Raw genomic sequence first — 25,913 nt, 5'->3', positions numbered from 1 at the left:
AGAATGGCAAACTTGTAATAGAAACTACAGAAAACATATACAATATTGCTAATCTTCGTGATGGTATTTATTTTGTTAAGATCTTAACAAAAAATAAGAAGGAAATTATCACTAAAATAGTAAAGAAATAATATTCCCCAATATTTATTTCTTTAACCCGCCTTATGTAATAGAAAGTCCATTCTGTATTTGAGAAGAGGTGAAATATTACCCACACCAGGTTGGTATTACTATTTTATTCTAAAAAAGTTTTATTACATAAGGCGGGAGACTAGAAGGGCACTAATTAGTGCCCTTCTATATTATAAAGTATTTTATAAAGAAACAACGTATAACCCAAAGATGGCTACTATAAAGTAACAGGTGATTGTTAAAGCTCCTTGATAATCTTTTGCTACTCTTTGTCCAAAAAGCAACATTAAGAGCGTTATACAGGCTAAAAACATAGCTAAAACAGCATAGCATGTAATGTTATCTGTAATAAGGTAATACATACCAATAACGCAACATACCGCCGTAATCATTTCAATAATTAAAATAATTGTTAAAAGAAGAGGAACCATATTACCCATAAAAGTAGATGCAAAATGTTCTTTTAACCAACTAAGATTTCCTTTCCAATCGATTATTTTATCGATACCAGATTGCAAAAAAGTAATGAGAAGAAATAATAAGATAGTTATTGAAACAATATTATTTATAAAATTATCCATGTGAGATTAGTTTAGGATATCAAATATAGAATAAGATTTGAGACTAAAAACACTGATTTCTAATTTAGTATTCTTAAGGGTTAATAGGCAGTACACTAAGCGTGATTAACTTTTTTTATGTAATAATCGGGTAAGTTTTATAGAAAGATCTGTGAGGATGATTTTTGCATTACCGTTTCGTTCTATATGATAAGCAGCATCTTGAAGTTCATTACAGATGTCCATAATATTGGCTCCGTGTACAAAAGGAGCGAAGTTTTTTAATTTGAAACCATTTGTATTTGGTTCTAGAAAGACTAAATCTTCTGCACCATAATTAAGTAACATAGCTTGTCTGAAAAAATCCAGACAATATTTTAGGAATTTTTTTTGTGTTTCTCTTCCTGTACCAGCAATAGATTCGCTCCAGGTGATTAGATCATTTACAGCAGACTTGTTTCCCTTGGCTTTAAATGCTGTACGCACCCATTGTATAAACCAATCTTCAAATTGATCATCACCACCATCATGATGTAGCAGGTGTAAAGCTTTACTATAATCACCATTAGCCTGATGTGCTATTTTTAAAGCATCACCATCAGAAATATTCTCTTTTTTCTGAAGCGCTTCTTTTATTACCTGTTCTCCCAAAGGAGGAAAATGTAATACTTGACATCTGGATCTAATAGTTTGTATAAGTTGCTCCTCATCTTCTGCGATAAGTATAAATATGGTTTTTGCAGGAGGCTCTTCAATTAATTTGAGAAGCTTATTAGAAGCTGCAATATTCATTTTATCAGCCATCCAGATCAACATTATTTTATAACCTCCTTCATAGCTTTTTAGCGAAAGTTTTTTTACGATCTCAAGTGCTTCATCTACTCCAATCTGACCTTGCTTTTTTTCAATTCCAAGAGAAAGATACCAGTCAAAAATACTTCCGTATGGATTTTCATTTACAAAATGTCTCCACTCTTCTGCAAATTGATCCGATGTAGGGTGTTTTTTCACCTTATCGTTTACAGCAACAGGATATACAAAATGTAAATCGGGATGCGCGAGATGATCAAACTTTACATTACAAGCCTCGAGACCATCTGTATTTTCTCCATTTTGATTTTGGCACAAGACATACTGTGCATAGGCAATAGCCATAGGCAATGTTCCACTACCATTAGGACCAACAAAAAGCTGGGCATGAGGTATTCTTTGACGATTAGCACTAGTGGTCAAATAGCTTTTGATATGTTTTAAGCCTAAAATTTCTGAGAAAAGCATAGGCAAATATAAGGGATACCTAAAAAAGAAAGCAGATCTATAAGATATAAAACCTGATAAAAAATGAGCAACCTCTAAAATATCAATATAGGAATTAGAAGATGTAGTATTTATTTGACTTTAGGACATGTATTTGTACTAAGTATTAGTCATTATATATTACTAGAAAATCTTTTCTATAAAATAATCAGGGTTAAACGAATTTTGATAGGTATTGATCTTTACCGAAAATCACAGCCCTTTTAGATAAACTCCTAGTAGAAGAAGCACATATCCTGCAAGTACGAGCCAATTACTATTTTCTGCCAAAACAGGATGAATACGTGAACCTAGAAGGCCTAAAAGAACAAGTACAATACTTATGATTACTGTAATTTTTTTTGGTGTTTGTGCGGATAAATTACTCATAATTAGTTAGTTGTTTAGTGTTTTTGCATATACAATATAGAAATAATTTTTAACATAAAATACTATTATGGTATTTTGCCAAGACAAATATGATGTTAATAGCATCAAAGATTTATCGTATTCTAATTCTAAGAAATCGAAACAAATAGGTATAGTAAGAAAGAAAAACATGAAGTTGGATAAGAACCCCAATTTATTATAAATATCAAAATCGTATCTTTTTTTGGTTTGACAGTAATCCTATTATTTGACTATGATTCTTTTATTGAAAAAAGGGTTTTTATAAAAATTTGATAAAAGTGAAAAATTACCTTTGATTTCGGGTAATTTTTCTATCAGATTTTGATGTTTTTAATGAAATAGAATTATTTTCGTTTGCGAAAAACCAATTCAGCATCATGAAGACAATTGACGATTTTAATTTTGAAAATAAAAAAGCCTTAATTCGAGTAGATTTTAATGTTCCTTTAAATGAAAATTTTGAAGTAACCGATGATACTAGAATTCAAGCAGCAAAACCTACAATAATTAAAGTTTTGGAAGACGGAGGAAGTGCGATCTTAATGTCCCATTTAGGTAGACCAAAAGGTGTTCAGGATGAGTTTTCATTAAGACATATCGTAGATAAAGTTGCAGATGTTCTTGGAGTTCAAGTCAAATATGTAGCTAACTGTGTTGGTCAGGAGGCAGAAGATGCTGTCGCAGCGCTAAACTCTGGTGAAGTTCTATTATTAGAAAATTTAAGATTTCATCCTAATGAAACAAGTGGAGATGCAATTTTTGCAGAGCAATTGTCAAAGCTGGGAGATATCTATATAAATGATGCGTTTGGTACAGCTCACAGAGCACATGCTTCTACGACTATTGTAGCACAATTTTTTCCTGAGCATAAATGTTTTGGTAGTTTATTAGCAAAAGAAATAGAAAGTATTGATAAAGTATTAAGAAGCGGAGAGAAGCCTGTTACTGCAATTCTGGGAGGATCAAAAGTATCTTCAAAAATTACAATAATCGAAAATATTCTGGATAAAATAGATCACTTGATTATTGGAGGAGGAATGACCTATACATTTATTAAAGCTTTGGGAGGTCAAATAGGAGATTCTATTTGTGAAGATGATAAACAAGAACTGGCATTAGAGATTTTAAGGAAAGCTAAAGAAAAAGGAGTAGAAATTCACCTTCCTGTAGATGTATTGGGTGCAGATGCATTTGATAATAACGCAAATACTAAGGTTGTTGCTGTTAATACAATTCCTGATGGTTGGCAAGGACTTGATGTCGGACCCGAAACAATGAAAATTTTTCATGAAGTAATTCTAAAATCAAAAACCATATTATGGAATGGACCATTAGGTGTTTTTGAAATGGAAAATTTTTCTAAAGGAACAATAGCATTAGGACATTCTATCGCAGAAGCTACAGAAAATGGAGCATTCTCTCTTGTCGGAGGAGGAGATTCTGTAGCAGCAGTAAAACAATTTGGTTTTGGTACCAAAGTAAGTTATGTTTCTACAGGGGGAGGAGCTATGTTAGAAAGCTTAGAAGGTAAAACACTACCAGGAATTGCTGCAATAGAAAATGAATAAGGTATAATTTTGTAAGAAAACGCTTATTTTTTGTAAAAATTATGAAAAAACGGTTGTTTTAACCGTTTTTTTCATGTTTTTAACGCTTTGATTTTTTGCAGTTTAGAAAAAAAAGCACGATTTTCGTTGCTGTATTGTTGATAACATGTTAAAAACAATACAGATAGTCCCCAAATTTCCGTTGAACTAAAAGCAAATGCATTTGTAAAATGAATAACTATTGTACATTATTTCTTTCTTTTTTATTAGTTTCGATTTCATTAGCGGGACAAGAAACATCATCAGAGGAACAATCAAATCCTAAAAACACCAAGGAGATTGTACTTAGTAAGACCCAGGACATAAAACAAAATACAGTTCGGGTAGTAGATACAACTCAAGTAATCAAAACAACTGGCGAACTACAAACAACTACGTTAACATCGACGAGTGCAAAAGACAGTGTAATTTATGTAGCAAATGACCATCCCAGGATGTCGCAGTTAGATTCTATCTGGAAACAGGAATTATATAACTCTAACCTTTTTGATACTATTTACAAATCAGTTACCGAACTGAAATATGAACCAGTAGAATATGTTGATCTTCCTACTGATACTTTAAAAGCAAGATTAGCAGCATTAAATGCGCGCACTCCTTTTAATGTAGAGTATAATACCTCATTAGAAAGTGTTATCAAAAGATATTTAAAAAACAGGCACGAACATTTAGAGCGCTTAATGGCACTAAGCGAATTTTATTTTCCACTTTTTGAGCAAGAGCTAGACAATCAAAATATTCCTTTAGAAATAAAATACCTTGCTATTGTAGAATCTGCTTTAAAACCTAGAGCAAAGTCCAGAGTTGGAGCTACAGGATTATGGCAGTTTATGTTTGGTACAGGTAAAATGTTTGGTTTAGAGGTAAGTTCATATGTCGATGAACGTATGGATCCAATTATGTCTACCAAAGCTGCTTGCAAGTATCTTTCTAATTTGTATAAAGTATTTGGAGATTGGGATCTTGCTTTGGCTTCGTATAATTCAGGTCCTGGTAATGTAACCAAGGCTATTCGCCGTAGTGGTGGATATACAAACTATTGGAATATCAGACATAATCTTCCTAGAGAAACTGCAGGATACTTACCTGCTTTTTTGGCAACAATGTATATTTTTGAATATGCAGACAAACATGGTTTTAAACCCAGAAAACCCGAGTTTGCATATTTTGAAACCGACACCATACGAGTTAAACAAATGATCACATTAGATCAGGTTTCAGAATATATAAATATTGATATTGAAGAATTGCAATTTCTAAACCCTTCTTATAAACTAGATATCATTCCATATATCAAAGATGAAGATTATGTATTGCGATTACCATTGGATAAAATTGGTTCTTTTGTTACTAATGAAGATCAAATCTATACATTAGCTAAGGCAGAATTTGATAAACGCGAAAAACCATTACCTAAATACCGAGAGGCAAATGATCGGATTCGATATCGAGTACGTAGTGGCGACTATTTAGGAAAAATAGCAAGACGCTATGGCGTTAGAGTAAGTCAAATTAAAAAATGGAATGGTTTACGAAGTAATAATCTTAAAATTGGTCGACGTCTTACCATTTATCCTCGTAGACCAGTAGTAGATAAACCCAGAAAAACCACAACAAAAAAAGTCTTAACTAGGGTTGCAGCTAATAGTTCAGAGGTGTATACCGTTAAGACGGGAGACACTTTATGGAGCATTTCACAAAAATTTAAAGGTGTATCTGTCGAAAATCTTAAAAATTGGAACGATATTAGTGGTAGTGGTATAAAACCAGGTATGACACTGAAACTTTCAAAATCATAACCGCTAATATTATCTACCTTATGAGAAAATTATCCCTCGCAATTATTTGCATGCTTTGTATCGTTAGCTGTACAGAGGTTAAAAAAGATGAAAACCAGAAGAGCCAGGAATCTATGGCACACTCTAATGGAAGAATAAATCATCTTTCTGTAGTTGTAGATAATGAACTATGGAACAGTAATGTTGGTGATACCATTAGAAAATATTTTGGAGCCGAAGTACCAGGTCTACCCCAAGAAGAACCTTTGTTTACATTGCGACAAATGCCAAAGGAAACGTTTACCGGCCTCGCAAAACAGAGTCGTATTTTTCTTTGGATTGAAAAACAAAATGAAGGAGAAAACAAATATGGGTTGTTAAAAAACAAATTTTCTAACCCTCAAATTGGCGTAGTAATCTCTGGAGCCACAAACGAAGATATTGCTACTTTGATTCGAGAGAATCATGAAAAGATCATTTCGAAATATAAATCTATCGAAATTAAGGAAAAACAAGCGATTATTAAAAAGTCCTTAGAGAGGATTCCACAGTTACAAGAAAAAATGGGAATCACTTTAAACATCCCTTCAGCATATCGTATCGCTATTGAAGAAAATGAGTTTTTCTGGATTCGTAAAAATATTAAGCATGGTAGTATGAATCTTATGATCTATGAATTACCACTAGGAACGGTTACCAAAGATTCTAATACAGTTTCTAGTATCATAAAAATGAGAGATTCTATGGGAACAGTGAAAATTCCTACCCCAGAAGTTGGTCATTTCATTACCGAAGAGGCTTATGCACCTTATCTTTATGAAATTGAGTTAGACAATAGATTTACTTTCGAGACCAAAGGAATCTGGGAGATCAAAGATCGTTTTATGTCGGGCCCATTTGTTAATTATGTTATAGAAGACATTGCTAATAATAGATTAATGGTATTAGAAGGCTTTGTATTTGCTCCTTCGGTAAGTAAAAGAGATAATATATTTGAACTTGAAGCAATTATAAAAACGGTAAAATTCGATTAAGTCTTATAGACATTACAGAAATTTAATATCTACTGTTTTTTAATTGACAACTAGTTATAAAAACAGTTTAACCTTATTACTATTAGTTTTTTAATTCTGAAAGGACATTTTTAACTAAAAATCTAGTTAAAACCTTAGCAGTTAATTAATATGAGTTTTAAGGATTTCATATACTAGAGAAATAAAATATAAATAGGGGCTTATGAATCACTTTTTTACAACACTACTATTGTTCTTCCTTTCTATAGGATTAAATGCTCAGAATAATAGTTTATCACGCTCTGCACAACAAGCTAATAATGATTACTTCAGTATACCTAGAGAAACATTATACTTGCATTTGGACAAAAGCACTTATGTTAATGGAGAAGAAGTATGGTTTAAAGGCTATGCTTATGATCGACAAAATAATCTTCCATCTTTTGGTTCAACAAATTTTAATGTTCAATTATTCAATCAGGAAGGAAAGGAACTATATAATGGTTTGTTTTTTGGTTCCAGAGGTAATTTTAGAGGTAATATAAAAATTGATTCTACTTGGAATAATGGTAATTACTATATGAGAGTATCAACGAACTGGATGAATAATTTTATAGAAGACGAATCCTATACCAAGAAAATAGAGATCATAAAAGAACCCAATCCTGAAGAAGTTTTAACAGAAAAGTTAAGATATGATTTTCAATTACTTCCTGAAGGTGGTTATCTAGTCTCAGACACAGATAATAGCGTTGGTTTTAAACTGATTAATAGTAGAGGTTATGGAGTGCATTTTGAAAATGGTTATGTTTTTGATGATAAGGGAAATAAAATCATTTCATTTGGTTCAAATAAATTTGGGATGGGCAAATTTAATATACGTCCAAGATTAGATAAAAAATATAAAGCAATTGTAGAACTCAATAATGGCGAGAAAATACAAATACCATTTCCTCAAACATATGATAAAGGAATAGCTATAAGAGTTGACAATATGGCAACAGATCATACGTTGGTAGAATTTAATACCAATACAAGAACATTAGAGGATTTAGCCAGTGATCATTATTATTTATTAGTTAAACAAAATCACTTATCTAAGAAAATCCCTTTGCATTTTTTACCTAACGAAGTAAAGAGGAGGATTTCATTAAAAAAAGACGTGTTTTATCCAGGAATAAATACACTAACCGTATTTAAAGAGAAAACCCCTATTGCAGAAAGATTATTGTTTAATTCTTTTGATAAAACTGTTGAGGACATTAGTGCTTCTAGCAAGAAGACTATAAAAGATTCTTTATTAATAAATATCAAGGTGCCTACAAAAAAAGGAGTTAGATATGATCTAAGTATTTCTGTATTACCTGAAGGCACAAAATCATATAATCCAAACGATAATATTTATTCGGCAATGGTATTACGACCTTACTTAAAAGGTTTTATAGAGAATGAAATATATTATTTTACTGATATAGACAGAAAAAAAAGATATGATCTTGATTTATTATTAATTACTCAAGGTTGGAGTAAGTATAGTTGGAATACCATCTTTAATAATAAGCCTAACATGTTGTATGAATTTAATCAGGGGTATATACTAAAAGGAAAAATACAAGGTAAGAACAAAGATGATATATATAAATTATATATGCATCCAACTACATATCAAAAAGGTAATTTTATTGATGTTGATAATACAAATTCTTTTGAATTACCTAATTTCTTTCCTGAAAAAGGGGAAGAAATTAAGCTTTCTGGGGTAACCTCTGATGATATTTTTGTAGAGCCAAGATTATATTTACAAATACTATTAGATCAGCATAAAAAGCCACTTAATGATATTGTTATTTCACAACAAAATAATATAGAAAGCAAAAATATAAACAAGAACATAAAGATTCCTAAAGGGTTTATTGCCGATAATGTTGAGGTTTTAGATGAAGTTTTGTTGAAGGCAAAAAGTAAAGAAGAATCAGAAAACACAAGTAAAGTACCAATACTTAAATACATTAAAAATAATTCTAAAAAAATCACTCCTAGGATGGCAAGGGATTTTCCAGTGATATTAGACTATATTAAGTCTGTTGGAAGCTTTTTTATACGCGATCAGAGACCAGCTACTTCAGATGTAGTTATTTACAGCCGTGCACCAAGTTCTATAAATTTTCCAACTCAGGTTCCTGTATTTGTGGATAATGTTGAGTTAAGAGGCGATAAAAGTATGTTAACAGTATTACGAACTAATGAAGTAGATAGAATTTATATTGATAAAATAAGTTATGGTTTGGGTGCCCGAGGGGGCGCAGGGGCATCTATAAGGATATATACTAGAAAAGTTCCTTTAGGATCAAAAATTGACATTGATGAAAATTCTGTAGGATACACAATGGAAAAAGGATTTGAACCTGTTAAAGAGTTTTATAATCCAGGATATTCAAACTATCTTGATTTGGGATTTATAGACTATGGTTTGATTCATTGGCAACCTTGGGTTGATTTTAATAAGGACGGCTTAGGAACGTTTAAGATTAAGAATACCAACTTAGAGAATATTACACTTTTTATTGAAGGAATGGGAAGTGATGGAAGTTTGATCTCCAAGATTCAAACAATACATCTGAATTAGAATTTTGTGATACGTCTTGTATGTATAAAAGCAATTTTCTAAAAAATTGTAGAAAACTTTCTCTTCCGCATAAAATAATCCGCCATTTTTGGCATTATATTTAGCGATTCTAAAACTTGATTTTATGAGTATCGTTTCTTTTATAGCAAAGCAGATTCCTGTTTCAGAAAAACAAATTGCTAAAACTATTTCCTTACTAGATGATGGGGCTACGATTCCGTTTATCTCTAGATATCGTAAAGAGATGACTGGAGACCTTGATGAGGTGGCTGTTGGCGAAATAGTAAAGTTTAAAGCTGCCTTTGAAGCTCTTCAAAAAAGAAAAGAAAGTGTATTAGCCACGATCAAGGAGCAAGAAGCATTAACACCAGAATTAGAGAAAAAAATTCTATCTGCAGATACACTTACACAAGTAGAAGATCTGTATTTACCGTATAAGAAAAAAAGAAAAACTAAAGCTTCTGTTGCCAAAGAACAAGGATTAGAACCCTTGGCTAAGATCATTATGCAGCAAAGAGAAGAAGAAATTCTTTTTGTCGCGTCGCAGTACCTAAACGATACTATTACTAGTGAAGAGTTAGCATTGCAAGGAGCAAGAGATATTATAGCAGAATGGATTAATGAAGATGAAAAAATAAGAAATAGGCTGAGAAGATTATATCAACGCAAAGCTACAATAGCTTCTACAGTAATTAAGACAAAAAAGGATGATGTAGCTGCTCAGAAATACTTACAATATTTTGATTGGGAAGAACCACTTCATAAATGTCCTTCACATCGCTTACTAGCAATTTTAAGAGCCGAAAATGAAAAAATAGTAAGAGTAAAAATTACGGTGCCAGAAGGCGATGCATTAGATATTATAGACGATGTGATGATCAAAACTAATGTCGAAGCTTGTACAGACCATATGTTTTTGGCTAGTTCTGATGCTTATAAACGATTATTAACACCGGCAATTTCTACAGAGGTACTCAATCAATCTAAAGAAAAAGCTGATGATAATGCTATAAAGGTTTTTGCACAAAACTTAAAACAATTACTGTTGGCTTCGCCACTTGGGCAAAAGAAGATATTGGCTTTGGACCCGGGTTTTAAATCAGGTTGTAAACTGGTTTGTCTTGACAATCAAGGTGATTTACTACATAACGAGAATATTTATCCCCATCCTCCACAACGAGAAGTAACAGGAGCAATCAAAAAAATCAGATCTCTGGTAAATGCATATAAGATTGAAGCTATTGCAATAGGAAACGGAACCGCTGCCAGAGAAACAGAAGCTTTTATTAAAAAAATACCATTTGAGAAACCAATCCAGGTATTTATGGTAAATGAAAGCGGAGCTTCGGTATACTCGGCATCCAAAATTGCCAGAGCCGAGTTTCCAACTTATGATGTAACTGTACGTGGTGCAGTATCTATCGGAAGACGGCTAGCCGATCCTTTGGCAGAATTAGTAAAAATCGACCCAAAGGCTATTGGAGTGGGGCAGTATCAACATGATGTGGATCAATCTAAGCTCAAAAATGAATTGGATACCGTAGTAATGAGTTGTGTAAACGGTGTGGGTATTAATGTAAATACCGCTAGTGTCCCGCTACTAAGCTATGTTTCGGGTATTGGTGAAAAGCTTGCAGAAAATATTGTAACGTATCGATCAGAAAATGGAGCAATACAATCACGTGAGGAACTCAAAAAAGTACCTAGACTAGGAGGAAAAGCTTATGAACAAGCAGCAGCTTTTTTACGAATTACCAGCCCTAAAAATCCACTTGATAATTCTGCAGTGCACCCAGAGCGATATAAATTAGTTTCGAAAATGGCAAAAGATGCGGGAGTTCCTATAAGTGAATTAATAGGAAATAGAGAGGCTATTACAAAAATCAAACTACAAAACTATATTACCGATGAGGTAGGACTTCCTACATTAACCGATATTGTTAGAGAATTAGAAAAACCGGGTGTGGACCCTAGAAAAAAAGTGACAGTCTTTGAATTTGATCCTAATGTAAAAACCATAGAAGACATAAAAACAGGAATGAAACTACCGGGAATTGTAAATAACATTACAAATTTTGGATGTTTTGTCGATATAGGGATTAAAGAAAGTGGATTAATTCATATCTCAAAACTGGCAAACGAATTTATTAGTGATGTCAATGCCGTGGTACAATTACAACAACACTTGATGGTTACCGTAATAGAAGTAGATATAAGCAGAAAGAGAATTCAATTATCACTTGTGGATTAAAAAATGATATATTTTGGTGGTATAAGTATAGCTTTATTTATCTCTGCATTACTTCTTAATAAAAGGAGCAAATCAAAATCAGACATCTTTCTTTTTATATGGATGCTTTTGATGGCAGTACACCTTTTTTTATTTTACATTGATCATACAGGGCAGATTTATAATTGGCCTCATCTATTAGCGATAGAAACTCCTTTACCACTATTTCATGGCGTTTTTCTATATTTCTATGTTTCTTCGGTTACAAATCAATTTCCAAAAAATAACTGGATGGCAGCATTACATTTGTTACCAGCTATTTTTGGATATACCTATCTTACTAACTTTTTTTTACTTTCTGGTGCACAAAAAATAGAAGTGTTTGGAAATCGAGGTGAAGAATATGAAACATTTAGAATTTTTGGACTAGCATTAATTTTTATATCAGGAATAGCCTATGTGTTTTGGTCGAATATATTATTAATTAAGCACAGAAAAAATATTCGTGATCAATTCTCCGATATTGAAGAAATTAATTTAAAATGGTTACAGTTCTTAACTTATGGTCTTGGAGGGATTTGGAGTGTCGTAATATTAACAAATAATGATACTTATATTTTTATCGGAGTTTCGGTTTTTGTGATTTTAATTGGTTTTTTTGGAGTACAACAAAGAGTCGTTTTCAATAGTAAAACACTAGTTTTGGATGAGGTTAATATGAAATCTTCTGAAACAAAAACCAAAAAAGAAAAGTATGCAAAATCTGGATTAACAGATAAATTAGCTGAAGATTTGTATAAAAATTTAATGAAATTAATGATCGAAGAGGGATTGTATAAGGATAGTACACTCTCTTTAAATGATCTTGCATCTAAACTTGATGTTCATCCTAACTATTTATCTCAAACAATTAATGAAAAAGAACGAAAGAATTTTTACGATTTTGTTAATACTTTTAGGGTTGAAGAATTCAAGAGGTTAGTTAAGATAAATAATAATCAACAATTTACTTTGTTGGCTTTGGCGTATGACTGCGGCTTTAATTCTAAATCATCTTTTAATCGATATTTCAAAAAACGGACAGGCAAAACTCCTTCTCAATATGCCAAATCAGCTATAAAATAAATTTTTCTTTTAGTAATATGATGCTAAGTAAGTCCCAGATTGCAAGTTGAGGCGTTTACGTCCTTTGGTACGCCTATGTTTGTATTAATATCAATCAATTATTAAAAGAGATACTCATGAGGTTAAAAGGAATAATTACTACCCAGGCTTTGATAAATAGTATAAGACAAATTAGGTATAAAAAAGTAGTCTGGGTTGTATTCGCAATTCTTGCCATTTCTATAGGATTATATCCTTTAACTTTTTTAGCTGTTGATACTAATACGGGTTTACTAGGACACAAAAGTGAAGAATTGCTTTCGAGTGTCATTTGGAATTTTGCATTTTATATGCATATTTTTTTAGGAGGAGTTGCACTTATCATTGGATGGTCCTTATTTATAAAGAAGTTTAGAGTCAAAAATATAGGGTTACATAGGACTATAGGTAAAATTTATGTTATCCTAGTACTTGTGAGTGGTATTACAGGTTTTTATATTGCTGTTTATGCCACGGGTGGAATAATTGCTAAACTTGGTTTTAGTGGGATGAGTATTGCTTGGTTGATTACAACGATAATAGCGTATATATCAATTCGAAAAAGAAATATCAAAAAACATCAAAGATGGATGATTCGAAGTTATGCAGTAACCTTTGTTGGAGTTACATTTAGATTGTGGATGCCAATACTTCTATTTGTACTTGATATGAAATTTATAGAAGCATACAGGGTTGATTCATGGATCTCATGGATTCTAAACCTAGTCCTTGCAGAATTAATAATAAAAAAGACAGTTATAAATGAAATAACAAGCAATAAGTAAATAGCAAAAAACCCAGTTCCTAGGAACTGGGTTTTTTATATATTTAAATACAAAAATTATTTTTTCTCATCAATCTTAGGATCTTCTTCTTCTTCTTTTGAGGCATCCTTAAATTCTTTTATACCACTACCAAGGCCTCTCATTAGCTCGGGGATTTTCTTTCCACCAAACAAAAGCAACACAATTGCTACAATTAGAGCAATTTGCCATGGGCCAATCATTCCTAAAAATATACTAGATAATATCATGATCTTAACTATTAGATTACAAAGTTAGCAAGAAATGATTAAATATATGTTTTTAGCTGTTAAAAAACGGATTTTTATATCAATTTTATCAAAACCGATAGACGATTTACATATCAAAACCGTTGTGTTTTAATATGGATAAGTTGAATTTTTCTCTGATTTATATTTGCACTTCACACGTTTGATTTTCTTTGATGAACAAACCGTTTTTGAATATAATAACAATGAAGTAATTTGATAAAAAGACAAAATTAAAAGGTAAAATGTAAATTTCGCAGGTAAAAGGTAAACCCAAGATGAGTTCATTATGTATATTTGCGATTAATGATACCGATTTGATAACATTCTTTATTGAAGATGTAATCTATGGCAAAAAAGAACAAAGAACAAAAAAAAATCACCAAGAAGCTGCTTAATAAGTACCGCTTGGTTATCCTTAATGAGGATACTTTTGAGGAACGAATATCATTTAAATTAAACAGGCTTAATGTTTTTGTAATGGTTACGATTACCTCAATTGTCTTGGTAGCAGGAACTACCTTTTTGATTGCATTTACCCCGCTTAGAGAATATATTCCAGGATATTCTTCTACATCACTCAATTTAAGAGCTACCAGATTAGTAGCTACTACAGATTCTCTGGAGTCGGTAATTAATATTAATCAGGAATATTATAAATCAATCAGAAAAGTACTTACAGGAGATGTAAAAACTGTAGAATTTGATATTGATTCTGCAATACAATCCCAAAAGTTAAACCCTGAAGAGGTGGATCTTAAACCTTCAGAACAAGATATACAACTTCGTGAAGAAGTATCTAAGGAAGATAAATATAGCCTATTCGAAAGTGAAAAATCAAGCTCTGATTTTTCATTATTTCCTCCAGTAAAAGGTAATATCACTTCTAACTATAACATGAATGAAAAACATTATGGTATAGATGTAGCAGTCCCCAAAGATACTCCGGTAAAAGCAGCATCTTCTGGAACTGTAATTTTTTCTGAATGGACTGCAGAGACTGGTCATGTAATTATACTTAAGCATAGCAATAATTTACTTACAGTATATAAACATAATGCTTCTCTAACCAAGCAACAAGGAGAACAGGTTAAGGCCGGAGAAGTAATTGCTACAGCAGGTTCGACAGGAGAATTATCTACCGGGCCTCATTTACATTTTGAATTATGGCGAGATGGATACCCAACAGATCCTTCTAACTTTATTGATTTTGAACAATAATTATCTATGTCCTTAAAAACATTAGGAGCTAAAGTATTTGCTAGGCGAATTCGCAAAAAAATTAATAAATGGGCATCAAACCCAATAAAAACTCAAGAACAAGTTTTTGCAAGGCTTATAGAAAAAGCAGAAAACACGGCCTTTGGTAAAGATCATAATTTTCAGCAGATAAAAACATATTCAGATTTTACTCAAAATGTCCCAATACGAGATTATGAAGAATTAAAATCATATGTAAATCGTGTTGTAGCTGGTGAGAACGATGTACTTTGGCCAGGAAAACCATTATATTTTGCTAAGACATCAGGAACTACAAGTGGTGCAAAATATATTCCTCTTACCAAAGACTCTATGCCTACTCATGTTAGAGCAGCTCGTAATGCGATTTTGTGCTATATTGAAGAAACAGGAAAAACTGATTTTGTTGATGGCAAGATGATATTCCTTCAGGGGAGTCCAGAGATGAGTGAAAAGAATGGAATATTACTAGGAAGACTTTCGGGAATAGTAGCACATTATGTACCAAAATATCTTCAAAAGAACAGAATGCCTAGCTGGGAAACTAATTGTATTGAAGATTGGGAACAAAAAGTTGATGCCATTGTTGAAGAAACGGTACATCAAAATATGACAGTGATAAGCGGTATTCCACCATGGGTACAAATGTATTTTGAAAAACTGCAGCAAAAGGCAAACAAAACCATAGGAGAACTTTTTAAAGGTTTCGAGCTTTTTATATACGGTGGTGTAAATTTTGAACCCTATAAAGCTACATTCGAAAAATTAATTGGCAGAAAAGTAGCAGGTATCGAATTGTATCCGGCTTCAGAAGGGTTTTTTGCGTTTCAGGACAGTCAGAATGAAAAAGGAATGCTATTGCAACTGGATTCGGGGATGTTTTATGAGTTTGTAAAGGCAGATGAATTTTTTGAAGAAAACCCAAGGAGATTAACTATTGGTGAGGTTGAAATAGGAGTAAATTATGTAATGCTTGTTTCTACTAATGCTGGATTATGGGCATATAATATTGGAGATACAGTACAATTTACAAATACATCACCATATAAAGTAGTTGTTTCTGGTAGAATAAAGCATTTTATTTCAGCATTCGGAGAACATGTGATTGGTAAAGAAGTGGATCAAGCAATTAAAGATGGTATAGAAGCTACCGGGATAATGATTAATGATTTTACAGTAGCGCCACAGGTTAATCCAAATCAGGGCGAACTACCATATCACGAATGGTTTATAGAATTTCGAGAAACTCCAGAGGATATAAGAAAATTAACTTTAGAAATTGAGAGCTCATTGAGAAAACAGAACTCTTATTATGATGATTTGATCGAAGGGAATATATTGAGAACATTAAAAATAACTCCTGTTCCAAAAGATGGATTTAAAGATTATATGAAATCTGTGGGTAAACTAGGAGGTCAAAATAAACTTCCAAGACTTTCTAATGATAGAAATATTGTAGACAAACTCACTACTATAATAGACAAATAGTCCTAATTGAATTTTAATGTTCGGTTAGTATACTTATATTTGCTAGGAAAAATTTATGGCAAATCTTATATTACAAGGAAGAACGAGAGCTCAGGAAAGCTCTAGCGCAATTGAACGCATGTACATAACTATGCGTCATCTTTTTAATAGAGGTTTTTATAAACCTATGGGTGTTTCTGGGGATACACTTAGAGAAGCACTATTAACACTTCGTCCAGAAATTTATGGTTCTGTCGCAGAAGAAAAAGTAGAGCTTAATGGATTACTCTATGTTATTGATCGTTTACCATTTGGTATTGAAGAGTGTAGATATATTAACTTAACCAGTGATGAAGGGTATAAAAATTCTCATTTTAAAGCCATAGTACCTCCCAAAAGACGCAGGAACTGTTATCGTATAGATGAAGAGCAAATGAATATCGAGATCACCCGAGGGCGTTCAGAAATTTATGATATCCTTACACACCTTACATTTTTGTTTATAGAATCGCATAAGATCATGAATCGAGTGGTGATTAATGAGCAGGGTAATGTTACCAGAGATTGGCAGAAATTAGAAAAAGCTGTAACTTCTAAAAAAGATTTGACCAAGGCCGAAAGAGAAGTGGCTTTGACCCATACAGCTAATATTTTAGGAAGAACCTTCGAGGAGGTTTCTTCTGTATATGGTAATTTTTCTTGTCCAGAAAACAAAGAACGGTTTTTAGATATTATTTATTGGCTAGGTAAATTGGCCATAGAAGAATCAATTGAAGATGAAAAGAGAATCGTAACTTTTAGTCCGGTTTTAAGAGAAAGACTAGGTCATCATATTCATGGAGAGATTTGGGCAAATACAATTAAAAATAAACTAGAAGAACTAAATTTATTACACCGCCCAATCCATATTATCAGTGCTAATATGCATAGTGTAATGAATGCTTTATATGCTCCAATAGCATTAAAAACAGAATTAAAAGATAAAAGCACTTTTGATGTTTATGAATCATTAAGCGACAATAAAAATGATAAATTAAGAGCAAAAGTGCGAAAGTTAGCCTTGCAAAAAGGAATGACTTACCTAGAAGATCATAGTGGTGCAAATATTAATATTCAGATATTTGATACTGCTCATTATGCTGATGGTGAATATAAAAATCTGATTGCTGATATCGAAGATGATAAAAAGCCAGTGATCATTGTTATGGATTATGCGTTTGGTGAGCAGGCATACGAAACTATGGATGAGCTATTAAAGCCATATATTACTTCTCAAGGAAACAAAACACATATAGATGTTAAATCTATTTCTATTATGGGTAAAGCAGGTATTCTTGAAGGAGGAAAAGGGGATATAATGATACCATCTGCTCATGTCTTTGAAGGAACAGCAGATAATTATCCGTTTAAAAACCAGTTAAAAAAGAAAGAACTAGAAGGCCATGGCATTGATATCTATGATGGAGCAATGATTACAGTTTTAGGAACGTCTTTGCAAAATAGAGATATCTTAAAGTTTTTTCATGATTCTACCTGGAATGTAATTGGATTAGAAATGGAAGGAGCACATTACCAAAAGGCCATACAATCTGCTTCAAAACTTAGAAGTAGTATCAGTTCAAAAGTAAAAGTACGATACGCTTATTATGCTTCGGATAACCCTTTAGAAACTGGAAGTACACTAGCTTCTGGAGGATTAGGAACTACAGGAGTAAAACCAACATACCTAATAACAGAAAAAATAATAGAACAAATATTTAAAGAAAGATAATAATTATGGGTAATGAAAATTACAATGACGAAATAGATTTAATGCAAATTTTTGGCATGATTAAGAAGGGTTTTAAAAATCTTTTAAGATTGATTATTTCTGTAATTATATTCTTTAAGAAAAAAGCACTTTTGTTTTTGATTTTATTGATTGTCGGAGTAGCAGCAGGATTTTTTGTGGATCAATATCAAGACAAAAAAGACAATTATATACAGGAAATAATAATCGAACCTAAATATAATAGCACAAAATATATATATGATTTTATAGACGAATTGGATCGTAATTTTAAAGATGATTTTTTCTTAGAAAAATTAGGTATTAATCCAGATAATATCAAGAACCTAGATAAGATCACTATAGAACCTTTGATTACGGGGACGGATGTCTTAGATAACTTACAAGAACGATATGAGAACAGAGAGTTTTTTAAGGATATAATGGAAGCATATGAAGAAGATAAACTAGAAGAAGAAGAGTTTAGAAATTTCTATAAGCACCATAGATTAACTCTCAAGTTCAAAAATAAAAATGATGAAAACGCAAAGATTGTTTCTTTAATTTTAAAATATATTAAATCAAATCAATATTATCAAGATATAAAGAATCTGACTATTACTCAAAACAAAAATAGTTTAGAAAGAAACAAAAAATCGTTACAATTTATAGATAACTACTTAAACAACTTAAATAATAACCCTTCTTCTAACCCTAATGAATTGGTTGTGATAGCAAATGAAGCTGAAACACCAACGATAGCATCTTTATTAAAACAAAAAGATCTTTTGCTAGAGACAATCAATGAACAAGAAAAAGTGTTAGTATTGGATAAAGAAGTACTTTCTATTGTGGATTATGGCGATATTATTTCAGCAAGAAAAAAGCTGTTAAATCGAGCATTATTTATAATCCCACTACTTCTCATAGGGCTGGTTTCTTTATTCTACTTTTTAAGATATTTGTTTACAGTGGTAAATAATTTTGTTGAAGAGGAGTAATAAACTTTTATAATTAAGGATTTTGAATTTAACTTATCTACCTTAGAGGGTATAGAGATGTACATTCATTTAAAATATTGATGGCATTAGTAAAGTAAGTACTAGTGTCAAGTCAATTATTAATTGACGGATAAAGTCTTTTGAGTTTGATTCTCGAATTTTCGGTTGTGAATTGCCAATTTATTTTGGCATTAAGATTATTTCTATGTTCTTGCCAAGCAGCTACTTCTTGTTTTACCGTTTCGATGTTATCAATTCTTCTGTTTAAACATTGCCCATTTAGCACGTTTAATTCTATTTCAGCCATGTTTAACCAACTTCCATGCTTCGACTCAAATCGATCCCAAACTTGTTTGGCCTTTTCTGGAAGGAATGCTTCGTAAAATGAACTTGCTTTATGAGTGTTGAGATTATCCATAACTAATGTTATTTTCTTTGCCTGTTGATAGTGGTCTGCTATTTCCTTTATAAATAGTGCCTGCGGTAATCCATATGAATGCTTGTTATTATTTACTTTCCAATGATTTTGAATTTTGAAAGTTAGCTGTATTTTGAAGTTAAAATTATTTTAGAAACGCTTTTGCTGGGTTTATCGGGTTTAGATTCGCGTATATTATTGCTTGAATTTTAATTTTATTGATGATGCGCAAACGGTTCGAACAACAAATGGAATTAGGAGTGAAACCTATCGAAGAAACTCCATTTCGGGTTAAAAGCCGGGATGATATCCCTGCATTGATCAAAGCCTTGTTGTTAATTTACACCACTCCAAGGTATAATGAAAGTATTTTCAATATTCTGGAAAACAAATTACTATTGGGCAAGAAAGCTACGGGTCGTTTTGGATTAAATTTGTGGCAGATTTTTGTATTGGCCCAGTTCCGTTTGGCTTTAAGTATTGATTATGACCGTTTGGATGAGATGGTTTGTTCGCATAGTGGTTTACGTCAACTTCTTGGAATAGAAAACAATGCTGATTTCTACTCTGATAATTTCATTGATTTTAGTTATGATCGCATTGTGGATAATGTCCGTTTACTAGATGATGGTACCTTAACGCAAATCAATGATATAATCGTTGAATTTGGTCATAGCAAGGTCTTTAAAAAAAAAAGACGGCGGCATTATCTGTCAAAAGCGATAGCTATGTGGTAGAAAGCAATGTTCATTTCCCTACCGATTACAATTTATTATGGGATTGTGCCCGTAAAGCTTTGGATACCATAGATAAGATTACCCAAAGCTGCCCTAGCCTACCAAGGTGGAGAGAAAAACCAAGGATTGGAAAAGAGAACTTAAGAACCGTTGTCGTGCTTTGGGAAAGGCTTGTGGTAGTGGAGGTAAAAACAAAGAACAACGTGTGAAAAGGGCTACAGAAGATTACTTGGAAAAAGCCGTGGTTCTAAGCAAAAAACTGCACCATACCCATGTTAGTTTGGTCGCTGATGATATCCAAACATTGACATTAGGATTAGAACTCGAGCGTTTCACCAGACTACTGGACAAGCACATAGATTTAGTAGATCGCCGATTGTTACAAGACCAGCAAATCCCTCACCATCAAAAAATGTTTTCCATCTTTGAAGACTATACCGAGTGGATCAATAAAGGTAAAAGCCGTCCTAATGTGGAACTGGGCAAAAAACTCTCCATCACTACTGACCAGTACGGACTTATCATCGATCACCGGATTATGGAAAACGAAACAGATTCTCAAATTGTAATCCAAACAGCCACTGATTTACTGGTAAAATACAAAATCACCAATTGGAGCTTCGATAAAGGGTATTACCATAAAGACAATAAAAGTTACCTTGACCAAAGGATAGATCAAGCAATCATGCCCAAGAAAGGTAAACGGAATAAACAAGAGATTATAGAAGAGACCACTCCTGCTTTTAAAACACTCAAAAACAAACACAGCGCTGTAGAATCCAACATCATAGAACACTGCGGACTCAATCGATGTCCTGACAAAGGCTACCATGGATTTAAACGATACATCAGTATTGGGGTTACAGCTTACAATCTCAAAAGAATCGGCAGGGAACTTCTTAAATAAGAACGGGAAGAATTAAAGAAACAAAAGAAAAAAGCCTACAAGGTTGCTACTTAGCTTGATAAGAAAACAATTAATGAGAAAAATTAAAGAACAGAGCAAATGAAACAAGAAACACCTATGTTCAAAAACTATGAAAAATTAACATAAAATCAGCTTTTCAAACCTGACAGCCAATATTGAATCGAAAAATCAAAAAAAGGAGATAGATTTAAAACCAAATTCCATTGATTACTGATTCAAATCTTCAAAATAATCGAGTTTTATTCCAGAGACTAAATACGGCCCCATCTTTTTTTGTTTTTCTTTCGGTTATTTTTACAATCCGTTTGCCAGATAGCGGTTCATTTGCTATGAAGATATTACAAACTCCCTTTCTTGAATATTCAAAGTCAATCAGTTTAGTGCCATCTTTCATTTTGTCTGTAACCCGTGTTTCTACTATTAATTGTTTTGGGGATTCATCCATACAAACTACAGGAAAATCTTTTGAATATGGACGTTTATAAACATCTAAAACATTCTCCATGTTGGCTACAAATTCGGCGTTCTGTTTGGGAGGAATTACCCAACCTTTAACTCTTCAGGGTTTTAATTCGTTTTTTTAAAACACTTCTTACTGTTTCGTGAGAAATACTTTCTATATAATTTAAAGAGACCATTTTGAAAACCCTTCGGGTGGCTCACTACAGGCTATTGAAATCAAATGTGCCTCTACATCTCCATCTACTTTTTTATCATAAATACGGGTGGTAGCCTTACGCTTCAAACAAGCTTCAAAACCTTCTTCTACAAAGCGTTTCTTCAATCTGTCAATGCTTCGCAGTCCAACTTTTAAAATTTTAGATATCTGAATATTGGTTGCCCATGTTGAAAACTCTCCCTTATCGGTATTCAATAAAATATAAGCATTACGATAAGTTTGGGAGTTGTGCTTTCCTTTGTGAATGATATTCAATAGATCTGTGCGTTCTTCTTTGTTTAGTGTAACTGTATATCTAATGCTCATTTTGGATTTCTTACAAAGATATAAAATTACGCCTATTTAAACTTGACTTGACACTAGAGACTTTTATATAGCTTTTTTCTTACAGAAGTAATTATTAATTTCTACAAAATTTATAATATCGAATTATGTAAATTTAATCTCTTTTAGGTCTAATTCCTCGAGGCTTGCCTCGTATGAAGAGGAAAGTTTGAAAACCTAGGGTTTTCATCAAGAAAATTAGAATTCGGACAAATACCTCGTATACTTGCATCGAGGAACTTTATTATAAAGAAATTCTGAGTCAAAAGTCCTAAAGAATTTATTTGGTTTTATCACCAAAAAATTAATTAAAAAAAATTGATTGACTCTCACTTTTTTTTAATTAATTTGTACCTCACTTTTATTAGTTATAAAAGATATTCCCTAAAATCTATTTTTAGGATAAATACAATTATTTGTATTTTGTAATTGACGTTTTTCCTACCCTATCGTCAAAATAATAATATTTCATTGATTTTAAAAACGAAAAGACCTTTTTTGGCATGTTTTATTGTTTTAAATCGGTTGTATTATTATGTATTTGATTTTATTTAGAATTATCATTTAAGAGCAATATTGCTCTTAAAATAAAATTAACATAGGACGATGAAAGAAAACACTTCAGAAGAAATTGATTTGGGGGAATTATTTAAATTTATTGGAGATGTCTTTAATAGATTTTTCAAATTTATTGGAAATATCTTTAAAGCTCTTTTTCACCTTTTCATCTTATTTCTTAATTTCATAAGAATTCATTTTTTAAAATTCATTATTGCCGTATTTTTTGGCTTAGCAGTTGGCGGATATTTGGATTACAAATCTGAACCTATATATAGGTCTTAAATGATTATTGAGCCAAATTTTAATAGTGTCCAACAGTTATATAATAATATTGAATTTTATAATCAATTGGCTAAACAAAAAGAAAACAAAGCCCTAGCAGAAGCTTTACAAATTAGCGAAACAGAAGCTTTATATATAAAAAAGGTTAGTATAGAATCATTCTCTGATCAAACACAACGAATAAAACAATTCAGCCAGTTTATTAGTGAATTAGATTCAATATCTCAAAGAAAAGTAGACTACGAAGATTATTTGGAAAACTTTAATAACATTAACGCAAAATTTCATAAAATAGAGATAGAAGCAATATCATCAGTGGTAGCAAAACGATGCCAGAAAGCAATTGTGACATCAATAGAAAATAATGAATATTTTAGGCTACAGAAAGAAATTAACGATCGCAATATTGCTCTTAAAGATTCTGTTATAGACAAACAACAGGAAGAGATCAATGATTTACAAGTATTTTATAAGAAAATAAAGATTATAGAGGCTCAAAAACCTGATGGAACTACTAGTATTAATTTGGCAGAAAATCAACCAGATCAAATATCAGAAATTGAATTATTAAATCAGGCAAGAAAACTGAAAGACGAAAAAATTGAGTTAAATAATGAAAAGGCAAATACAAAGAATACAATCAACATTATCTCTGAATTCCCAAATAAAGGAGCATTGGTAAATGATTTTTTAAAGAAAAAAGTTGTAATACTACCTATAGTAAGTATTACTGTTTTATTTTTGGCCTTAATACTTATTTTGTTAAATAAGTATTTAATGAATTATAGCAAATAAGAAGTATATATAACTAGGAAATTTATTAATGAAAAAGGAATCTGAGATAACACGCATTTTGGTAACAGGATCTAAAGGTCAATTGGGTCAATGTATTGAAAAAATTAAGAATAGCTATTTTGGATTAGATCTATGTTTTGTTAGTTCTAAAGAGTTAGATATTACAAAAAAAGAAGAAGTACTACGCTTTTTTAAGGATAAGTCATTCAATTTTGTGATTAATTGTGCTGCATATACTAATGTAGAACAAGCAGAAAAAGAACCAAAGAAAGCATTTTTGGTTAACTCTGATGGAGTGCAGAATTTGGCACAAACCTGTAAAGAACAGGATGCTACTCTTATTCACATATCTACGGATTATGTTTTTGATGGAGCGAAAGAAACACCTTATACAGAAGAAGATATTACCAACCCTATAAATGAATATGGGAAATCAAAATTAGCAGGAGAACAACAAATTCAACAAATCCTTGAGAAATATTTTATTATTAGAACCTCTTGGTTATATTCTGAATTTGGTCACAATTTTTTTAAAACAATTTTAAAAAAATCTAAGACAGAGAAGGAGCTAACTATTATAACTTCGGAAACAGGAACCCCAACTAACGCAAATGATCTTGCTAATTTTATTCTTGATTTGATTGCAAACCATAATCAAGAATATGGCCTGTTTCATTATAGTAATCTTGGCGATGCCACATGGTATGATTTTGCAAAAGAAATTTTAAGACTTTCAGGTAAACTTGAGAATGTAATACTTAAAAAAACCGATAATTATCCTACTTTTGCACAAAGACCTATTTATAGTGTTCTTAACAAAGAAAAATGTATTACATCTTTTAATCTGAATATTATAAACTGGAAAGAATCATTAAAAAGAGTGTTGAAGCAATAAATTATGTTATATCCATTAAAATTTAACCCAATTTTAAAAGAAAAAATATGGGGAGGAAATAAATTAAAAACCATCCTGAATAAATCTACATCTAATACTAATGTAGGTGAGAGTTGGGAAATTTCGACAGTAGATAAAGATATTTCTATAGTTGCTAATGGTGAACTTTATGGCAAGAAATTAGATGAACTTATTCGAGAGCACAAAGCAGAATTATTAGGTAAAAAAGTATACCAGGAATTTGGAGATCAATTCCCTTTATTACTTAAGTTTATTGATGCCAAAGAAGATTTATCTGTTCAATTGCATCCAAATGATGAATTGGCTAAGAAAAGACATGATTCTTTTGGTAAAACAGAAATGTGGTACGTAGTCCAGGCAGATGTAGATGCAAAGTTAATAGTTGGTTTTAATAAAAATACTTCTAAAGAAGAATACCAAACATATTTGGAAGAAGGAAAAATAACAAAACTCCTTAATTTTGAAGATATTTCAAAAGGAGATAGTTATTTTATCAAGACAGGGAAAATTCATGCAATAGGTAGAGGAGTATTAATCGCTGAAATTCAGCAAACATCTGATATTACCTATCGGGTTTATGATTGGGATAGAAAAGACGATACTGGAAATTCTAGAGAATTACACACCGATTTGGCACTAGATGCTTTGGATTATAATACTAAAGATGATTTTAAATTGATTTATAACAGGAAAAAGAATACAGCCAATGAGGTTGCTGATTGCAATTACTTCACAACTAATTATTTAAAAATAGAACAGCGATTAGATAGGGTTTATAATGCAATAGATTCCTTTAAAATATATATGTGTTTAGAAGGAACAGGGAATATCATGTGCAATACTCATTCAGAAAGTATTGGTAAAGGTGAAACTATATTGATTCCTGCAATGTTTGATAAGATTGAAATTAAAGGAACAGAGCTGGAACTTTTAGAGATTTATATTAAATAA

At 31.8% G+C, this 25,913-nt stretch carries 21 protein-coding genes and 3 pseudogenes; 18 read left to right on the top strand and 6 right to left on the bottom strand.

Annotated elements, in window-relative coordinates; translation table 11 throughout:
* Nucleotides 1-14: 14 nt before the first annotated feature.
* A pseudogene (locus Z054_RS32690) lies at nt 15-131 on the top strand (T9SS type A sorting domain-containing protein); the annotation flags it as partial.
* Nucleotides 132-314: 183 nt separating this feature from the next.
* Here Z054_RS32690 and Z054_RS0109485 read toward each other — a convergent pair.
* From Z054_RS0109485 to Z054_RS31670, 3 genes are all read right to left on the bottom strand, one after another.
* Nucleotides 315-713: a hypothetical protein gene (locus tag Z054_RS0109485; protein ID WP_024769837.1), complete on the bottom strand. Its 399-nt coding sequence runs from the start codon at nt 711-713 to the stop codon at nt 315-317.
* A gap of 105 nt (nt 714-818) precedes the next feature.
* A complete protein-coding gene (locus Z054_RS0109480; RefSeq protein WP_024769836.1) occupies nt 819-1,970 on the bottom strand; it encodes a DNA polymerase III subunit in 1,152 nt (383 codons plus the stop codon).
* 231 nt (nt 1,971-2,201) lie between these two features.
* Nucleotides 2,202-2,378 carry a hypothetical protein gene (locus Z054_RS31670; RefSeq protein ID WP_161635270.1) on the bottom strand — a complete coding sequence of 59 codons (177 nt, stop codon included), beginning with the start codon at nt 2,376-2,378 and terminating at the stop codon, nt 2,202-2,204.
* Between the two features lie 398 nt (nt 2,379-2,776).
* On the opposite strand from Z054_RS31670, the gene Z054_RS0109470 reads away from it, so the two are divergent.
* From Z054_RS0109470 to Z054_RS0109440, 7 genes are all read left to right on the top strand, one after another.
* Nucleotides 2,777-3,967, top strand: coding sequence for a phosphoglycerate kinase (locus tag Z054_RS0109470; protein WP_024769835.1), 1,191 nt, complete (start codon nt 2,777-2,779; stop codon nt 3,965-3,967).
* 209 nt (nt 3,968-4,176) lie between these two features.
* Nucleotides 4,177-5,805: a LysM peptidoglycan-binding domain-containing protein gene (locus tag Z054_RS0109465; RefSeq protein WP_024769834.1), complete on the top strand. Its 1,629-nt coding sequence runs from the start codon at nt 4,177-4,179 to the stop codon at nt 5,803-5,805.
* A gap of 20 nt (nt 5,806-5,825) precedes the next feature.
* Complete coding sequence (locus Z054_RS0109460) at nt 5,826-6,818, top strand: DUF4837 family protein (RefSeq protein WP_024769833.1); 993 nt, start codon at nt 5,826-5,828, stop codon at nt 6,816-6,818.
* Between the two features lie 202 nt (nt 6,819-7,020).
* Nucleotides 7,021-9,423, top strand: coding sequence for a hypothetical protein (locus tag Z054_RS0109455; RefSeq protein WP_152538516.1), 2,403 nt, complete (start codon nt 7,021-7,023; stop codon nt 9,421-9,423).
* A 124-nt stretch (nt 9,424-9,547) separates the two neighbouring features.
* Nucleotides 9,548-11,674: a Tex family protein gene (locus Z054_RS0109450; RefSeq protein WP_024769831.1), complete on the top strand. Its 2,127-nt coding sequence runs from the start codon at nt 9,548-9,550 to the stop codon at nt 11,672-11,674.
* Between the two features lie 3 nt (nt 11,675-11,677).
* Nucleotides 11,678-12,778, top strand: coding sequence for a helix-turn-helix domain-containing protein (locus Z054_RS0109445; protein WP_024769830.1), 1,101 nt, complete (start codon nt 11,678-11,680; stop codon nt 12,776-12,778).
* A gap of 116 nt (nt 12,779-12,894) precedes the next feature.
* On the top strand, nt 12,895-13,581 hold the full coding sequence (locus Z054_RS0109440) for a DUF2306 domain-containing protein (RefSeq protein WP_024769829.1): 687 nt from the start codon (nt 12,895-12,897) through the stop codon (nt 13,579-13,581).
* A gap of 56 nt (nt 13,582-13,637) precedes the next feature.
* Here the strand turns inward: Z054_RS0109440 and Z054_RS0109435 are convergent, their stop codons facing one another.
* Nucleotides 13,638-13,829, bottom strand: a complete 192-nt coding sequence (locus tag Z054_RS0109435; protein WP_024769828.1) for a Sec-independent protein translocase subunit TatA/TatB — start codon at nt 13,827-13,829, stop codon at nt 13,638-13,640.
* A gap of 366 nt (nt 13,830-14,195) precedes the next feature.
* On the opposite strand from Z054_RS0109435, the gene Z054_RS0109430 reads away from it, so the two are divergent.
* From Z054_RS0109430 to Z054_RS0109415, 4 genes are read left to right on the top strand one after another with little or no spacing between them, the layout of a single operon-like run.
* On the top strand, nt 14,196-15,068 hold the full coding sequence (locus Z054_RS0109430) for a M23 family metallopeptidase (RefSeq protein ID WP_024769827.1): 873 nt from the start codon (nt 14,196-14,198) through the stop codon (nt 15,066-15,068).
* Nucleotides 15,069-15,074: 6 nt separating this feature from the next.
* Nucleotides 15,075-16,574, top strand: coding sequence for a GH3 auxin-responsive promoter family protein (locus Z054_RS0109425; protein ID WP_024769826.1), 1,500 nt, complete (start codon nt 15,075-15,077; stop codon nt 16,572-16,574).
* A 55-nt stretch (nt 16,575-16,629) separates the two neighbouring features.
* Nucleotides 16,630-18,324, top strand: a complete 1,695-nt coding sequence (locus tag Z054_RS0109420) for a DUF6909 family protein (protein WP_024769825.1) — start codon at nt 16,630-16,632, stop codon at nt 18,322-18,324.
* Between the two features lie 5 nt (nt 18,325-18,329).
* Entirely contained in the window at nt 18,330-19,322 is a 993-nt protein-coding gene (locus Z054_RS0109415; RefSeq protein WP_024769824.1) for a hypothetical protein, read from the top strand.
* A gap of 112 nt (nt 19,323-19,434) precedes the next feature.
* Here the strand turns inward: Z054_RS0109415 and Z054_RS0109410 are convergent.
* Nucleotides 19,435-19,800 (bottom strand): annotated as a pseudogene (locus tag Z054_RS0109410) (transposase); the annotation flags it as partial.
* A 188-nt stretch (nt 19,801-19,988) separates the two neighbouring features.
* On the opposite strand from Z054_RS0109410, the gene Z054_RS0109405 reads away from it, so the two are divergent.
* Together Z054_RS0109405 and Z054_RS0109400 are read left to right on the top strand one after the other, a co-directional pair.
* Nucleotides 19,989-20,477 (top strand): hypothetical protein, encoded by a 489-nt coding sequence (locus Z054_RS0109405; RefSeq protein ID WP_152538515.1) that lies wholly within the window; start codon nt 19,989-19,991, stop codon nt 20,475-20,477.
* A gap of 106 nt (nt 20,478-20,583) precedes the next feature.
* The gene (locus Z054_RS0109400; RefSeq protein ID WP_024769821.1) at nt 20,584-21,384 is read left to right on the top strand and encodes a hypothetical protein; all 801 of its coding nucleotides are present in this window, start codon (nt 20,584-20,586) and stop codon (nt 21,382-21,384) included.
* A 274-nt stretch (nt 21,385-21,658) separates the two neighbouring features.
* Here the strand turns inward: Z054_RS0109400 and Z054_RS32430 are convergent.
* Nucleotides 21,659-22,390, bottom strand: a pseudogene (locus tag Z054_RS32430) (IS630 family transposase); the annotation flags it as partial.
* A gap of 624 nt (nt 22,391-23,014) precedes the next feature.
* Here Z054_RS32430 and Z054_RS30065 point away from each other — a divergent pair.
* The 4 genes from Z054_RS30065 to Z054_RS0109375 are packed head-to-tail and all read left to right on the top strand — an operon-like array spanning nt 23,015 to nt 25,913.
* On the top strand, nt 23,015-23,251 hold the full coding sequence (locus tag Z054_RS30065) for a hypothetical protein (protein WP_051473714.1): 237 nt from the start codon (nt 23,015-23,017) through the stop codon (nt 23,249-23,251).
* Nucleotides 23,252-24,046: a hypothetical protein gene (locus Z054_RS28170; RefSeq protein ID WP_051473713.1), complete on the top strand. Its 795-nt coding sequence runs from the start codon at nt 23,252-23,254 to the stop codon at nt 24,044-24,046.
* 28 nt (nt 24,047-24,074) lie between these two features.
* On the top strand, nt 24,075-24,941 hold the full coding sequence (gene rfbD / locus Z054_RS0109380) for a dTDP-4-dehydrorhamnose reductase (RefSeq protein WP_035091177.1): 867 nt from the start codon (nt 24,075-24,077) through the stop codon (nt 24,939-24,941).
* A 3-nt stretch (nt 24,942-24,944) separates the two neighbouring features.
* Entirely contained in the window at nt 24,945-25,913 is a 969-nt protein-coding gene (locus Z054_RS0109375; RefSeq protein ID WP_035091175.1) for a type I phosphomannose isomerase catalytic subunit, read from the top strand.

Origin of the sequence: Aquimarina macrocephali JAMB N27, from assembly GCF_000520995.1 — a bacterium.
Classification (GTDB): Bacteria; Bacteroidota; Bacteroidia; order Flavobacteriales; family Flavobacteriaceae; genus Aquimarina; species Aquimarina macrocephali.
Note: the sequence above shows the minus strand (reverse complement) of the source record. Positions and strands in the feature narration are given on the sequence as shown.

Coding starts and splice junctions, on each gene's coding strand:
- Z054_RS0109485 (WP_024769837.1), bottom strand. CDS start 713: ATGGATAATTTTATAAATAATATTGTTTCAATAACTATCTTATTATTT.
- Z054_RS0109480 (WP_024769836.1), bottom strand. CDS start 1,970: ATGCTTTTCTCAGAAATTTTAGGCTTAAAACATATCAAAAGCTATTTG.
- Z054_RS31670 (WP_161635270.1), bottom strand. CDS start 2,378: ATGAGTAATTTATCCGCACAAACACCAAAAAAAATTACAGTAATCATA.
- Z054_RS0109470 (WP_024769835.1), top strand. CDS start 2,777: ATGAAGACAATTGACGATTTTAATTTTGAAAATAAAAAAGCCTTAATT.
- Z054_RS0109465 (WP_024769834.1), top strand. CDS start 4,177: ATGAATAACTATTGTACATTATTTCTTTCTTTTTTATTAGTTTCGATT.
- Z054_RS0109460 (WP_024769833.1), top strand. CDS start 5,826: ATGAGAAAATTATCCCTCGCAATTATTTGCATGCTTTGTATCGTTAGC.
- Z054_RS0109455 (WP_152538516.1), top strand. CDS start 7,021: ATGAATCACTTTTTTACAACACTACTATTGTTCTTCCTTTCTATAGGA.
- Z054_RS0109450 (WP_024769831.1), top strand. CDS start 9,548: ATGAGTATCGTTTCTTTTATAGCAAAGCAGATTCCTGTTTCAGAAAAA.
- Z054_RS0109445 (WP_024769830.1), top strand. CDS start 11,678: ATGATATATTTTGGTGGTATAAGTATAGCTTTATTTATCTCTGCATTA.
- Z054_RS0109440 (WP_024769829.1), top strand. CDS start 12,895: ATGAGGTTAAAAGGAATAATTACTACCCAGGCTTTGATAAATAGTATA.
- Z054_RS0109435 (WP_024769828.1), bottom strand. CDS start 13,829: ATGATATTATCTAGTATATTTTTAGGAATGATTGGCCCATGGCAAATT.
- Z054_RS0109430 (WP_024769827.1), top strand. CDS start 14,196: ATGGCAAAAAAGAACAAAGAACAAAAAAAAATCACCAAGAAGCTGCTT.
- Z054_RS0109425 (WP_024769826.1), top strand. CDS start 15,075: ATGTCCTTAAAAACATTAGGAGCTAAAGTATTTGCTAGGCGAATTCGC.
- Z054_RS0109420 (WP_024769825.1), top strand. CDS start 16,630: ATGGCAAATCTTATATTACAAGGAAGAACGAGAGCTCAGGAAAGCTCT.
- Z054_RS0109415 (WP_024769824.1), top strand. CDS start 18,330: ATGGGTAATGAAAATTACAATGACGAAATAGATTTAATGCAAATTTTT.
- Z054_RS0109405 (WP_152538515.1), top strand. CDS start 19,989: ATGGAATTAGGAGTGAAACCTATCGAAGAAACTCCATTTCGGGTTAAA.
- Z054_RS30065 (WP_051473714.1), top strand. CDS start 23,015: ATGAAAGAAAACACTTCAGAAGAAATTGATTTGGGGGAATTATTTAAA.
- Z054_RS28170 (WP_051473713.1), top strand. CDS start 23,252: ATGATTATTGAGCCAAATTTTAATAGTGTCCAACAGTTATATAATAAT.
- rfbD (WP_035091177.1), top strand. CDS start 24,075: ATGAAAAAGGAATCTGAGATAACACGCATTTTGGTAACAGGATCTAAA.
- Z054_RS0109375 (WP_035091175.1), top strand. CDS start 24,945: ATGTTATATCCATTAAAATTTAACCCAATTTTAAAAGAAAAAATATGG.